Consider the following 13,302-nt stretch of genomic DNA (forward strand, 5'->3'; position numbering starts at 1 on the left):
CCGGCGCCGCCCGCGCCGGGCGTGGGCATCCCGCAGCTGCCCCCGCCGGACGCGACTGCGGTCCTCACCGCACCCGCGCCGGACCCGGCCCGCCCGGCGCCCGTCGTCGACGGCCCGCCCGTCGACCGGCTCGACGCGGCTCCCGCTGCGCCCGTCGGCGCCGTCCTCGCGCTCGGCTCCAACATCGGCGCGAGCCACGACGTCCTGCGTCAGGTCGTCTTCGACCTCGCCGAGGCCCCGGGCATCGAGATCACGGCCATCGCGCCCCTCGCGCGGACCCAGCCCGTCGGCGGCCCCGAGCAGCCGGACTTCCTCAACACGGTCGTCCTCGTCCGCACGACGCTGAGCCCGCGCGCGCTCCTCGCCGCGTGCCACCGCCTCGAGGACGCGCACGGCCGGGTGCGCACCGAGCACTGGGGCCCGCGCACCATCGACGTCGACATCGTCGTGTACGACGGCGTCGTGGCCGCGGCCGACGACCTCGAGCTGCCCCACCCGCGCGCGCACGAGCGCGCCTTCGTCCTCGAGCCGTGGGCGCAGGTCCAGCCCGACGCCGTCCTGCCCGGCCTCGGCGGGGGACCGGTCGCCGCGCTCGCCCAGACCGCGCCGGACCGCGGCGGCATCCGCTGGATGGCGCTCGACTGGTGGGCGGCACCCGAGTGAACCGACGCTGATGCGCCGCACGCCCTGGCCGCGTCTGCTGCTCATCGCCGCGCTCGCCGCGGTGGTGGTGTTCGCGGGGCTCCGCGCCGCCGAGAGCCGCGGCGCCTCGCTGCTGCCCGTGCCGCTGCTGTCGTCGGTCGTCGTGCTGCTCATCGCCGGCGTGGTCCTGAGCCTCGGCTGGTCGGTCCGGCAGTTCACGCAGGGCAACCGCCCGGGGCTCGACCCGCTGCTCGCGGCGCGCACCGTCGTCCTCGCGACGGCGTCGGCCTACACGGGCGCGCTGCTGAGCGGCTGGTACGCGGCGCACGTGCTCGTGGTCCTCGGCGACCTGGAGATCGCGGCGCGGCGCGACCTCGCCGTGAGCGCAGGCCTCGCGATGCTCTGCACGGTCGCGCTCGCCGTCATCGGCCTGGTCGTCGAGCGCTGGTGCGAGGTGCCGCCGCCCGACGACGAGCCGGGCGGACCGGGGGCGTCGGCGGCCTCGGGCAGCGCTGCCTGAGTGCAAGGATGGTCGGCATGACCCAGCCCGTCCCGCCGGAGCCGCACGGGCAGCACGGCCCCTGGACCGGGGGGTCCGCCACGACGCCCGCGGCGTCTGTGCCGCCCCCGCCCGCGCCGCCGCCCCCGCCGCCCGCGCCCGCGGTCGCGGTCCCGGTGGAGCCGCTCGCGGTGGACCCTGCCGTCGGGCCGTTCGACCCGGTCGGCGTCCGGTGGCAGTCGGTGTCGCCGCGGCTCGTCACGGTGCGCCTCGTCACGGCGGGTCTCTCGCTCCTGCTCCCGCTGGCGGGCGGCGTCGTCGCCGCCGTGCTGAGCGGCCTCGCGGGCCTCTGGGCGGTCCCGGCCGTCGTCCTCGCGGTGCTCGCGCTCGTCGCGTTCGTCGTGCCGCGGCAGGTCCGCGCGTGGGGCTACGCCGAGCGCGAGGACGACCTCCTCATCCGCAAGGGCGTGATGTTCCGGTCGATCGTCGTCGTGCCGTACGGGCGCATGCAGTTCGTGGACGTCCAGGCGGGCCCGCTCGACCGCTGGTGCGGCATCGCGCGCGTGCAGCTGCACACCGCCTCGCCCGGCACGGACGCCGCGATCCCCGGCCTCCCGCCCGCCGAGGCCTCGCGCCTGCGCGACCGCCTCGCCGCGCGCGGCGAGGCGCAGCTGGCGGGGCTGTGACCGCGCAGGACCCCCTGCCCGCGGTCCCCGAGGCCGACCCGGCCGCGGCCGGACCCGTCGGCGAGCCCGTGTGGCACCGGGTCCACCCGGTCACGCCCGCGGTCAAGGGCTGGAAGATCATCGCTGTCCTGCTCGTGATCCTCGCGCAGCAGGTGGGTCCCAACCTCCTCGACGCGGGCGACCTGGTCCGGTCGGTCGGCTGGCTCCCGGTCGTCGGGGTGATCGCCCTCGTCGCCGCGCTCGGCTTCGGCTACGCCGCCCTCGCGTGGCGCATGACGCGCTACGGCGTCGACGCGGAGGCGGTCTACCTCAAGACGGGCGTCCTCTTCCGCCAGCACCGCACCGCGCGCCTCGACCGGGTGCAGGCGATCGACGTCGTGCAGCCGGTGCTCGCGCGGCTCCTCGGCCTCGCCGAGCTGCGGTTCGAGGTGGCGGGCGGCTCCGACTCGACCGTCACCCTGTCGTTCCTCCGCGAGGACGCCGCGCAGCGGCTGCGGAACGAGCTGCTGGCGCGCTCCGCGGGCATCGAGTTCGGCACCGAGGACCAGCCCGAGGCGCCCGCGGCGCCCGAGCGCGAGGTGCTCGCGGTCCCCGTCGGCCGACTGCTCGGCGCGCTGCTGCGGTCGGTGACGATCGTCGTGCTCACGCTCGGCATCGTCGGCGCGGTCGTCGCGACGGTCGCGTCGGGCGAGATCTCGGTCGCGTTCTCGCTCCTGCCCATGGTGCTCGGCGTCGGCGGCTACCTGTGGCAGCGGTTCGCGGGCGAGTTCAACTTCCGCGCCGCGCAGTCGCCCGACGGCATCCGGCTGCGCCACGGCCTGCTCGAGTCCCGCTCGCAGACGCTCCCCCCGGGTCGGGTGCAGGCCGTCCGGCTCAGCCAGGCGTGGCTGTGGCGGCGCAAGGACTGGTGGCGCGTCGAGGTCAACGTCGCCGGGTACGGCAAGGCGGAGAACCAGCAGACCGAGAACGTCCTGCTGCCCGTGGGGGACCGCGACGACGCCCTCCTCGCGCTGTGGCTCGTGCTGCCCGACCTCGGCGTCGAGGACCCGCGCGCCGTGCTCGACGAGGCGCTCTCGGGGACCGGGGCCGCGCCCGGGTCCGTGGGGTCCCCGCGGCGGGCCCGCTGGCTCGACCCCCTCGCGTGGCGCCGGACGGCCGTCGTCTCCACCGAGCGCGCCGTCCTCGTGCGGTCCGGCCGGTTCGTGCGGCGGCTCGTCGTCGTGCCGCACGAGCGCACGCAGTCGCTCGGGCTCACGCAGGGACCGCTCCAGCGGCGGCTGGGCCTCGCGACCGTCGTCCTGCACTCGACGCCCGGGCCGGTGCGGCCGTTCGTGCCCCACCTCGACGCCGCGACGGCGGGCGCGCTGCTCGGGCAGCAGGCCGACCGCGCGCGCCGGGCCCGCGCCGCGGCCGGACCCGAGCGCTGGATGCGCCGGGTGCCCGCGTGACGGCGGGCGGCCAGCCGGGGCGCCTCGGGGTCGGCGTCGTCGGCGCCGGACGTGTGGGCGCCGTGCTCGGCAGCGCGCTGCGCGCGGCCGGCCACGCCGTCGTCGGCGCGAGCGGCATCTCGGCGGCGTCGCGCGAGCGGATCGAGATCATGCTCCCCGGCGTGCCCGCGCTCGAGGTGCCGCAGGTCGTCGAGCGCGCCGAGCTCGTGCTCCTCACCGTGCCCGACGACGCCCTCGCGGACCTCGTGGCGGGCCTCGCCCGGCTGGGCGCGTGGCAGCCGGGGCAGATCGTCGTGCACACCGCGGGCGCGCTCGGCACCGACGTGCTCACGCCGGCGCGCGAGCGCGGCGCGATCCCGCTCGCGCTGCACCCGGCGATGACCTTCACGGGGACCTCGCTCGACCTCGGCCGGCTCAGCGGCTGCACCTTCGCCGTGACCGCGCCGGGGCCCGTGCTGCCCATCGGCCAGGCCCTGGTCGTCGAGATCGGCGGCGAGCCCGTCGTCGTCGCCGAGGCCGACCGCCCGCTGTACCACGCGGCCCTCGCGCACGGCGCCAACCACCTCGTCGTGCTCGTCGCGCAGGCCGCGCAGGCCCTCGCCGCCGCCGGCGTCGAGCGGCCGGACCGCGTCCTCGGGCCGCTCCTGGGGGCCGCGCTCGACGGCGCCCTCGGCTCGGCCTCCGCGGCCGGCGCGGGCACGGCGGCCGCCGCGAGCGGGGTCGGGGGGCTCACCGGCCCGGTCGTGCGCGGCGACGCCGGCACGCTCCGCGCCCACCTGCGCGAGCTCTCCGCGCTCGCCGGGCGGGAGCCCTCGGCCGCGGACCTGCCGCCCACCTACCGCGCGCTCGCGCGCTCCGCGGCCGCGCGGGCGCTCGCCGGCGGGCGCCTCACCACGTCCCAGGCCCAGGACGTCCTCGACGCCCTCGGCGAGACCCCGGAGGACCGATGACCACCCCGCGCCTCGTGCGGACCCGGAGCGAGCTTGCCGACGCCCTCGGCCCGGCGCGCGCGGGGCGCACGCGCGCCGTCGTCATGACCATGGGCGCGCTGCACGAGGGCCACCTCAGCCTCGTCCGCGCCGCGCGCGAGCGCGCCGACGAAGTGGTCGTGACGATCTTCGTCAACCCGCTGCAGTTCGGCCCGGCCGAGGACCTCGACCGCTACCCGCGCGACCTCGAGGGCGACCTCGCGCTGCTCGCGGGCGCGGGCGCCGACCTCGTCTTCGCCCCCGACGTCGCGCAGGTGTACCCGGACGGGGACCCCGTGGTGCGCGTGAGCGCGGGCGCGCTCGGCGAGCGCCTCGAGGGCGCCCACCGCCCCGGCCACTTCGACGGCGTCCTCACGGTGGTCCTCAAGCTGCTGCACCTCGTCCGGCCCGACGTCGCGCTCTTCGGCCGCAAGGACGCCCAGCAGCTCATGGCGGTGCGGCGCATGGTCGCGGACCTCGACGTGCCCGTGGAGGTCGTGGGCGTCGAGACCGTCCGGGACGACGACGGCGTCGCGCTGTCCTCGCGCAACGCGTACCTCGACGCGGAACAACGCGCGTCGGCGCGGGCGTTGAACAGAGCGCTCCGTGCCGCGCAGGCGGCCGCCGGGGCGGGTGCTCCGGCCGACGAGGTGCGGCGCGCGGCGGCCGACGTCCTGGCGTCCGAGCCGGGGGTCGTGGTCGACTACGTCGCCCTCGTCGACGACACGGCGACGGACGTCGCCGCGGACGCGACCGGGCCGGCCGTGCTCGCCGTGGCCGCCCGCGTCGGGACGACGCGCCTGATCGACAACGTGACGCTCACCCTGGAGGGGCGATGACCGACAGCTGGCTCCGCACGATGATGACGGGCAAGATCCACCGCGCCACCGTCACCGCCGCGGACCTCGACTACGTCGGGTCCGTCACGGTCGACGCGTCCCTGCTCGAGGCCGCGGACATCCTGCCCGGCCAGCAGGTCGACGTCGTCGACGTCACCAACGGTGCGCGCCTGACCACGTACGCGATCGCGGGCGAGCCCGGGTCGGGCGTCGTCTGCGTCAACGGCGCCGCCGCGCACCTCGTGCACCCGGGCGACGTCGTCATCCTCATCGCCTACGCGCAGATGCCCGACGCCGAGGCGCGCACGTACAGCCCGCACGTGGTCCACGTCGACGCGGACAACCGCATCGCCGACGTCGGGCACGACCCGGGCGCCGCCCCGGCGGGGCTGCGCACGGCGGCCGTCGCCTGGGCCCGGTGAGCGCGACCGGCGTCCCGCGCGGCGCGGCGCGGCTCGCGACGCGCCTCGCCGCGCCCGCGCCGGGCTGGACCGCCCAGGCCGACGTCGTCGTCGTCGGCTCGGGGATCGCGGGGCTCACCGCAGCGCTGCGGCTGCGCACGCGCGTGCCCCGCGTCCTGCTCGTCACCAAGGACGTGCTCGCGTCCGGCTCGACCGTCTGGGCGCAGGGCGGCATCGCGGCCGCGCTGGACCCCGAGGACTCGCCCGAGGCGCACCTCACCGACACGCTCGTGGCGGGCGCGGGCCTGTGCGACCCGCGCGCGGTCGAGGTGCTCGTCACCGAGGGCCCGGCGCGCGTCCGCGAGCTCGTCGCCCTCGGCGCGAACTTCGACACGGACGACGACGGCTCCATCTCGCTCACCCGCGAGGGCGGCCACGGCGCGGACCGCATCGCGCACGCCGGCGGCGACGCGACGGGCGCGGAGATCTCGCGCGCGCTCGTCGCCCAGCTGGAGGCGGTGCGCGCGGACCCGGGCATCGAGGTGATCGAGCACGCGCTCGTGCTCGACCTGCTCACCGCCGCGCCCGACGCCGAGGGCCGCCCGGGGCCCGTGTGCGGCGTGACCCTGCACGTCATCGGCGAGGGCAGCCGCGACGGCGTCGGCGCCGCGCTGGGCCGCGCGGTCGTGCTCGCGACGGGCGGCATCGGTCAGGTCTTCCAGTCCTCGACCAACCCGGCGCAGGCGACGGGCGACGGCCTGGCCGCGGCGCTGCGCGCGGGCGCCGCCGTGGCAGACGTCGAGTTCGTCCAGTTCCACCCCACCGTCCTGTGGCTCGGCGCGGGGGCCAAGGGCCAGCTGCCGCTCGTGTCCGAGGCGGTGCGCGGCGAGGGCGCGATCCTGCTCGACACCGACGGCGTGCGGTTCATGCCCGACGTCCACCCGCTCGCCGAGCTCGCGCCGCGCGACGTCGTCGCGCACGCAATCGTCCGGCAGATGGCGCGGACGGGGGAGGACCACGTCCTGCTCGACGCCCGCCACCTCGGTCCCGACTTCCTCCGCGAGCGCTTCCCGACGATCCACGAGCGGCTGCTCGCCGAGGGCATCGACCTCACGACGGGCCTCGTGCCCGTCGCGCCGGCGCAGCACTACCACTCGGGCGGTGTCGTCACCGACCTGCGCGGGCGGGCCGACGTCGACGGCCTGTACGCGGCCGGCGAGGTCGCGTGCACAGGGGTGCACGGCGCCAACCGGCTCGCCTCCAACTCGCTGCTCGAGGGGCTGGTCTTCGCGCACCGCGCGGCCCAGGACATCACCGAGCGCGTGGCCGACGGCGACCTCCCGCAGCGCGAGCCCGTCGAGCGCCCGGGCGAGCCCGGCCTCGTCGCCGGCGCCGCGCGCAGCCGCATCCAGCGCATCGCCCAGAACGGTCCCGGCGTCATCCGCACGGGCGCGGGCCTCGAGGCGGCGCTCGACGCGCTCGCCGCGGTCCCGACGCGCGCGCACGAGCAGCCGGGCGTCGTCGCCGCGCCGCAGACCGCGGAGTGGGAGACGACGAACCTGCACGCGGTCGCGACCGTGCTCTCCGCGGCCGCGCTGGAGCGCGCCGAGAGCCGCGGCGGCCACTACCGCCAGGACTTCCCGGAGCGGGACCCGCACTGGCGCCGACGCGTCGTCGTGCGGCTCAGGCCGGACGGCGCCGTGAAGGTCGAGGCCGGCGCGCTGCTGCCCGAGCCGGGCGAGCCGGCGGTGCCTGCGCCGGTGTGACCGGCATGGTTCCCGGCACTCCCCTCGACGAGGTCGAGCGGGGCTGGAGCGCAACGCGGGCCGTGTCGCTGCACCAGCGCCCCGGGGAAACCCGCATCGGTGGCGCACGACCGCGGGGCGTGATTCCGTCGCATCGTGACGGGGACCGTCAGTCGCCTCGACGAAGGAGTGGTGGGATGCGCCGCCCAGCGGGGTACCGGCTCAGGGACATGACTCTCATCGGCAAGCTTTCGCTCGCCGTCGGCGCGCTGGCGCTCGCCGGTCTGATCCTCCAGAGCGCCGTCACGGACGAAGGCGCATGGTGGGGGCTGCTCGTCGTGGCGTCCGTCGGCGTCGTGGTCGGCTTCATCTCCGAGGTCCGTCGCCTCGCGCGCCAGGGGCTTCCCTTCACGTGGCGGTGACGGGAGCCGGGGAACCAGTGAAGCGACCCGAGCCCATGCCCCGGTGGTGGAGACTCAGCACGCGCGCGCAGAGCCTGTACCTCCTCACGGTGGCTGTGAGCGGCCTTGTCGGGCTGACCACACGAAGCTTCGTGTGGGGAGCCGTCACCGCGCTCGCACTGGGCAGTCTCGCGGCCCTGCTGCTGTGGCGCACCGGTCGTCGGCCGTAGGCCGTGTCGCTGGGCCACGTGCGGTGTGAAGGTCCGGCCCAGAACAGGAGTAAAGGCCGAGAGCCGTGGCGGCCACTACCGCCAGGACTACCGGAGCACGCCTCGCGCTGGCGGCGCCGCGTCGTCGTGCGTCGTGAGCCGACGGCGTCCTGGATGTCGAGGCGGGCGCGCCGCTCCCGCGGCCGAGCGAGGCGGCGGTGGCGGCGTCGGTCTGACGGGCGCAACCAGGTCTGGAGTGGAAGGGAGATCGCCCAGGCATGCCGGCGACCGGATGGGCGCGGTCGGCCTGTGTTGGAGCAGTGGCAAACATCGAGCGAAGACTCGCGGACGACTTCTGGGACCTGCGGGACGACGCCTCGGACCATCCCGAACGATGGCAAGGGGTCGCAGCCGAAGTCCTACTTCAACACCTCACCGCGTGCGTCGAAGAGGCGGAGGGGCGCGGGAGTCCGTGCCAGCTTCGACATGTGCGACGGCGAGCGCCCCTGCGTCGCACCTGACGTCCGCAGGCGAGTCGGGTGCGCACCGGCACCCACGCCCACGGCACCGAAGCGAGCATCGAAGAGATCGGCACCCCGCAGATCCACGCCGGTCAGGTCGCACCCGGCGAACGAGGCGCCGCGGGGCGACGCACCGCGCAGGTCCGCACCCGTGAAGTCGCAGAGCTTGAAGTGGCTTCCATCGAGCGTGGCGTGGCGCAGGTCAGCGCCGACGAAGCGGCAACGGTCGAACCACACCGAGCGCGGCAGAGCGAGGGACACCAAGCTCACACCGCTCACGTCGAGCCGACGCACGTGCTGTCCGTAGCGCAGGCGGGACAGGCGTTCCCGCCACTCCGTGCCGTTCTCCGAGTCAGCGCTCACGTGCCGCAGTGTCTCGCACCCCTGGGCGTCGCACGGTCGTGCAGATGACACGAACGCGGGGGCTCACGGATGGTGGAGTCTGCGGCGCTCCAGTCCTGGCGGTCAGTCCCGGGCCCGCCGCAGAAGCCGTCCGTTGACGTCCGCGTCGAGTGCGCGCGCGAGGTCCGCGTTCCACCCGAGGTCCGGCGCTGTCCAGACCTCCTCCGGCACGACGACGGCCTCGGGCTCACCCCAGAAGACCGACCAGAGCCGCGCGGCCTCGGCGAGCACCTCCTCGGCCGGCCCGCCGAGCTCCAGCCCAGGCGCCGCCTCGACGAGCGGCCGGTGGTACGCGCGCCCCGCGTGGTGCGCGCCCTGGTCGTAGCGCGGCGTGCGGACCCAGACCTGCGTGAGGTCGCCGAGCGACAGCGGGAACACCGTGCGCGCGGCGGCGAGGTCGAGCAGCCCCGACGCGGCGACGTGCGCGAAGGCGTCCTCGCGGTACGCGCCCGTGGTGATCCGCACGGCCGGCTGCAGCGCGCGCGCGACGTGCTGGCACACGGGCACGAAGAGCCGCCCGGCGGCGGGCTGGAACGCACCGCCGGGACGGAGCCCAGCGATCGCGCGCTCGATCTCGCGCACGCGCGCCTTGATGACCGGCTCGCCGTCGTGCCACGCGTCGAGCAGGTCGAACGCGCCGTCGGCCCACTCGAGGAGGCGCGCGGTGGCCGATGCGTCGTCGCGCAGGCGGCCGTGCTCGTCGAGCCCGCGTCGCCACACCGGCACGAGGGTCCGCGCCCAGCCGAGCCAGGCACCGCGGACGTCGAGCGGCTCGGCACGCGTGAGGGCGTCGACGACGTCGCCGCTGTCGTAGGGCGTGCGGTCGGCGCTCACACCGCGGCCCGTCCCGCGCGCGCCTCAGGCGGAGGGCAGGTCGACCGGGAGGCCCGCCGCGCGCCACGCGCCCGTGCCGCCCGCGACGTTGGCGACGTCGTACCCCTGCTGGCCGAGCCACGCGGTGACCTGCGCCGAGCGGCCGCCCGACTCGCAGATGACGAAGACCTCGCCCGGCAGCGTGGTCACCTCACTGACGCGCTCGACGAACTCGCTCAGCGGGATGTTCACGGCGCCGGGCACGTGGCCGGCCGCGAACTCGTGCGTCTCGCGCACGTCGACGACGGTCGTACGCGCGGCGTCAGGGGCGGCGGCGTCGTCGAGCGCGGCACGCAGGGTGGGGATGTCGATCTCGCGCACGGGTGTCTCCGGGGGCTGGGGGAGCGAGGTCCGGTGGTCAGGGTCTGCGCCGACCGTACCTCGCGGACGGCGCGCGGTCGCCGCCCCTCGCTGCCGGCGTAGGCGGCTACCGTGACGCCCGTGACCGACATCCCCGGCCTGACCGCGCTCGTCTCCGTCGCGCTCGACGAGGACCTGGGCCCCGCACCCGGCCGCGACGTCACCACCCAGGCGACCATCCCGCCGGACGCCATCGGCACCGCGCACCTCGTGGCGCGCGCCGACGGCGTCGTCGCCGGGCTCGAGGCGGTCGCGCTGGTCGCGACGCAGGTCGCGGACCGGCTCGCGCTCCCCGCGGTCGACGTCGTCCTGCGCGTGGTCGACGGCACGCGCGTGCGCCGCGGCGACGTCGTCGCCGAGCTCACGGGGCCGGTCCAGGTGCTCCTCGTCGCCGAGCGGACGCTGCTCAACCTCGTGAGCCGCGCGTCCGGCGTCGCGACGCACACCCGCCGCTGGGCCGACGCGCTCGAGGGCGCGGGCGCAACCGTGCTCGACACGCGCAAGACGACGCCCGGCCTGCGCGCGCTCGAGAAGCACGCCGTCCGCGCGGGCGGGGGCGGCAACAAGCGCATGGGGCTCTACGACGTCGCGATGGTCAAGGACAACCACGTCGTCGCCGCGGGCTCGGTCGCCGCCGCGGTCGCGGCGGTCCGGGCGCGCTTCCCGGACGTCGAGATCCAGGTCGAGGCGGACACCCTCGCGCAGGCGATGGAGGCGCTCGACGGCGGCGCGCGGTTCCTCCTGCTCGACAACATGGCGCCCCCGGTGCTCGCCGAGGTCGTCGCCGCGGTCCGGGCGCGCGAGCCCGAGACCGGGCCCGTGCTCCTCGAGGCCACGGGCAACCTCACGCTGGACCGGGCCGCGGAGGTCGCCGCGACCGGCGTCGACCACCTGTCCGTGGGCGGGCTCACCCACTCGTCGCCGATCCTGGACCTGGCGCTCGACCTCGTAGGATCGGCCGGTGACCTCCCCGGCTGACCCCGCCACCTCGACCCCCGCCGCCCCGGCCGTGCCCGACGCGGCCCCTGCGCCGGTCGAGGCCGACCTGCCCGAGCAGATGCGCGTCCGGCGGGAGAAGCGCGAGCGGCTCATCGCCGAGGGCCGCGAGGCCTACCCGGTCGGCGTCCCGGTGACGACGACGGTCGCGCAGGTGCGCGCCGAGCACGCGGGCCTCGAGGCCGGCGAGGAGACCGACGTGGAGGTCGGCGTCGCCGCGCGCGTCGTCTACCTGCGCACGACGGGCAAGCTGTGCTTCGTCACGCTCCAGGACGGCGAGGGCAACCGGCTCCAGGCGATGCTCAGCCAGGCCGTCGTGGGCGAGGAGTCGCTCGCGCGCTTCAAGGCCGACGTCGACCTCGGCGACCACCTCTTCGTCCACGGCCGCGTCATCAGCTCGCGCCGCGGCGAGCTGAGCGTCTTCGCCGACGACTGGCGGGTCGCCGCCAAGGCGCTGCGCCCGCTGCCCGTGCTGCACAAGGAGCTCTCGGAGGAGGCGCGCGTCCGGCGGCGCTACGTCGACCTCATCGTGCGCCCGCAGGCGCGCGACACCGCGCGCCTGCGGGCCGCCGTCGTGCGCTCGCTGCGCGAGAACTTCCACCGCCGCGGGTACCTCGAGGTCGAGACGCCCATGCTCCAGGTGGTCCAGGGCGGCGCGACGGCCCGGCCGTTCACGACGCACATGAACGCGTTCGACCTCGACCTCGTGCTGCGCATCGCGCCCGAGCTCTTCCTCAAGCGCGCCGTCGTCGGCGGCATCGAGCGCGTCTTCGAGATCAACCGCAGCTTCCGCAACGAGGGCGCGGACGCGACGCACTCGCCCGAGTTCGCGACGCTCGAGGCCTACGAGGCCTACGGCGACTACGACACCATGGCCGCCCTCACGCGCGACCTGGTCCAGACCGCGGCGCTCGACGCGCTCGGCACGACGACGGTCACGCTCGCGGACGGCACGGAGTACGACCTGGGCGGCGACTGGACGGACCTCAGCCTGTACGGCTCGCTGTCGCAGGCGCTGGGCGAGGAGATCACGCCGCAGACGTCCGTCGACCACCTCATGGGGCTCGTCGAGCGGTTCGACCTGCAGATCGACCGCGCGCGCATGAATCACGGAAAGCTCGTCGAGGAGCTGTGGGAGCACCACGTCGGCGACCACCTCGTCGCGCCGACATTCGTGCGCGACTTCCCGGTCGACACGAGCCCGCTCACGCGCGACCACCGCACCATCCCGGGCGCGGTCGAGAAGTGGGACCTGTACATCCGCGGCGTCGAGACGGCCACGGCCTACTCCGAGCTCGTCGACCCCGTGATCCAGCGCGAGCGATTCGAGGCGCAGGCGCGCCTCGCGGCGGCGGGCGACGACGAGGCGATGCGGCTCGACGAGGACTTCCTCGAGGCGATGGAGTTCGCGATGCCGCCCGCGGGCGGGATGGGGATGGGCATCGACCGCCTGCTCATGGCGCTCACCGGGTCGAACATCCGCGAGACGATCCTGTTCCCGCTGGTCAAGCCGCTGTCCTGAGGCCGGCGGCGGGGCTCGCCCGCGGCCGGACGTAGCATGGGGACGTGCATCCCGCCGCCCAGGTCGCCGCCGCGCTGATCCCGTCGATCGGCGTCGGCGCGCTGTTCTGGTTCGCGATGCGGTCGATCATCCAGGCGGACCGGAAAGAACGTCAGGCGCTCGCGCGGCTCGACGCGCAGACGCAGGAGAGCGACCGCTCCCAGGAATGATCGGCGTCCCTCGCGTGCAGAATGTGTAATGGCGCGCGCGCACGCGCATCAATTCCCTGTAGTGTGCCGAACATCTCGTCCCCCAGCGGTGAAAAGAGAATGTCATGGCACAGAAGGTCCAGGTCGTCCTCGTCGACGACCTCGATGGTGGAACAGCCGAGGAGACCGTCTCGTTCGCGCTCGACGGCGTCTCCTACGAGATCGACCTCAGCGCCGCGAACGCCGCACAGCTGCGCGACTCGTTCGCGCAGTGGGTCGGCCACGGGCGTCGCGTCGGCGGTCGCTCCCGCAGCACCGGCCGTCGCGCCTCGGGCTCCGGCTCGTCGTCGTCCGGCTCGCGCGCTTCGGGCGGTCAGAGCCAGGAGATCCGCGAGTGGGCGCGCGCCAACGGCTACACGGTCAACGAGCGCGGCCGCATCCCGGCCGAGGTGAAGGCGGCGTTCGACGCCCGCTGAGCCACCCGCACCACGCACGACGAGGGCCCGCCTGCACCGCAGGCGGGCCCTCGCTCCGTCCGGGAGACGCCCCGGCCCGAGCGCGGAGCGATGTGCCGAGCGCGGAGCGATGTGCCAAGCGCGGAG

At 75.9% G+C, this 13,302-nt stretch carries 16 protein-coding genes; 13 read left to right on the forward strand and 3 right to left on the reverse strand.

The window, feature by feature from the left end; translation table 11 throughout:
- The 9 genes from folK to JIG38_RS19340 all read left to right on the forward strand — a co-directional run.
- On the forward strand, positions 1–663 hold a 663-nt coding region (gene folK, locus JIG38_RS19300; RefSeq protein WP_233405299.1), incomplete at its 5' end, for a 2-amino-4-hydroxy-6-hydroxymethyldihydropteridine diphosphokinase.
- A gap of 10 nt (positions 664–673) precedes the next feature.
- Positions 674–1,162 carry a DUF3180 domain-containing protein gene (locus JIG38_RS19305; protein ID WP_199422739.1) on the forward strand — a complete coding sequence of 163 codons (489 nt, stop codon included), beginning with the start codon at positions 674–676 and terminating at the stop codon, positions 1,160–1,162.
- 155 nt (positions 1,163–1,317) lie between these two features.
- Positions 1,318–1,827 carry a PH domain-containing protein gene (locus JIG38_RS19310; protein ID WP_372419840.1) on the forward strand — a complete coding sequence of 170 codons (510 nt, stop codon included), beginning with the start codon at positions 1,318–1,320 and terminating at the stop codon, positions 1,825–1,827.
- On the forward strand, positions 1,824–3,275 hold the full coding sequence (locus JIG38_RS19315; protein ID WP_307844600.1) for a PH domain-containing protein: 1,452 nt from the start codon (positions 1,824–1,826) through the stop codon (positions 3,273–3,275). The genes JIG38_RS19310 and JIG38_RS19315 overlap by 4 nt, the downstream gene beginning before the upstream one ends.
- Positions 3,272–4,225 carry a Rossmann-like and DUF2520 domain-containing protein gene (locus JIG38_RS19320; RefSeq protein ID WP_199422741.1) on the forward strand — a complete coding sequence of 318 codons (954 nt, stop codon included), beginning with the start codon at positions 3,272–3,274 and terminating at the stop codon, positions 4,223–4,225. Before JIG38_RS19315 ends, JIG38_RS19320 begins: the two co-directional genes overlap by 4 nt.
- Entirely contained in the window at positions 4,222–5,082 is an 861-nt protein-coding gene (gene panC, locus JIG38_RS19325; RefSeq protein ID WP_199422742.1) for a pantoate--beta-alanine ligase, read from the forward strand. The genes JIG38_RS19320 and panC overlap by 4 nt, the downstream gene beginning before the upstream one ends.
- Entirely contained in the window at positions 5,079–5,504 is a 426-nt protein-coding gene (gene panD / locus JIG38_RS19330; protein WP_199422743.1) for an aspartate 1-decarboxylase, read from the forward strand. The genes panC and panD overlap by 4 nt, the downstream gene beginning before the upstream one ends.
- Complete coding sequence (locus tag JIG38_RS19335; RefSeq protein WP_199422744.1) at positions 5,501–7,249, forward strand: L-aspartate oxidase; 1,749 nt, start codon at positions 5,501–5,503, stop codon at positions 7,247–7,249. The genes panD and JIG38_RS19335 overlap by 4 nt, the downstream gene beginning before the upstream one ends.
- 176 nt (positions 7,250–7,425) lie before the next feature.
- Positions 7,426–7,650, forward strand: a complete 225-nt coding sequence (locus JIG38_RS19340) for a hypothetical protein (RefSeq protein WP_199422745.1) — start codon at positions 7,426–7,428, stop codon at positions 7,648–7,650.
- Between the two features lie 607 nt (positions 7,651–8,257).
- Here the strand turns inward: JIG38_RS19340 and JIG38_RS19345 are convergent.
- From JIG38_RS19345 to JIG38_RS19355, 3 genes are all read right to left on the reverse strand, one after another.
- Positions 8,258–8,722 carry a pentapeptide repeat-containing protein gene (locus JIG38_RS19345; RefSeq protein WP_307844602.1) on the reverse strand — a complete coding sequence of 155 codons (465 nt, stop codon included), beginning with the start codon at positions 8,720–8,722 and terminating at the stop codon, positions 8,258–8,260.
- A 102-nt stretch (positions 8,723–8,824) separates the two neighbouring features.
- Positions 8,825–9,595 carry a hypothetical protein gene (locus tag JIG38_RS19350; RefSeq protein WP_199422747.1) on the reverse strand — a complete coding sequence of 257 codons (771 nt, stop codon included), beginning with the start codon at positions 9,593–9,595 and terminating at the stop codon, positions 8,825–8,827.
- 24 nt (positions 9,596–9,619) lie between these two features.
- On the reverse strand, positions 9,620–9,955 hold the full coding sequence (locus JIG38_RS19355) for a rhodanese-like domain-containing protein (protein WP_307844603.1): 336 nt from the start codon (positions 9,953–9,955) through the stop codon (positions 9,620–9,622).
- Positions 9,956–10,075: 120 nt separating this feature from the next.
- On the opposite strand from JIG38_RS19355, the gene nadC reads away from it, so the two are divergent.
- The 4 genes from nadC (at position 10,076) to JIG38_RS19375 (ending at position 13,176) form a co-directional block, all read left to right on the forward strand.
- Positions 10,076–10,972, forward strand: a complete 897-nt coding sequence (nadC, locus tag JIG38_RS19360; protein WP_307844604.1) for a carboxylating nicotinate-nucleotide diphosphorylase — start codon at positions 10,076–10,078, stop codon at positions 10,970–10,972.
- Positions 10,973–11,051: 79 nt separating this feature from the next.
- On the forward strand, positions 11,052–12,512 hold the full coding sequence (gene lysS / locus JIG38_RS19365; protein WP_199422757.1) for a lysine--tRNA ligase: 1,461 nt from the start codon (positions 11,052–11,054) through the stop codon (positions 12,510–12,512).
- A gap of 44 nt (positions 12,513–12,556) precedes the next feature.
- A complete protein-coding gene (locus JIG38_RS19370; protein WP_199422749.1) occupies positions 12,557–12,721 on the forward strand; it encodes a hypothetical protein in 165 nt (54 codons plus the stop codon).
- Between the two features lie 104 nt (positions 12,722–12,825).
- Positions 12,826–13,176, forward strand: coding sequence for a histone-like nucleoid-structuring protein Lsr2 (locus tag JIG38_RS19375; protein WP_199422750.1), 351 nt, complete (start codon positions 12,826–12,828; stop codon positions 13,174–13,176).
- Positions 13,177–13,302: the final 126 nt, after the last annotated feature.

Origin of the sequence: Actinotalea solisilvae (genome assembly GCF_016464425.1) — a bacterium.
Taxonomy (GTDB): domain Bacteria; phylum Actinomycetota; class Actinomycetes; order Actinomycetales; family Cellulomonadaceae; genus Actinotalea; species Actinotalea solisilvae.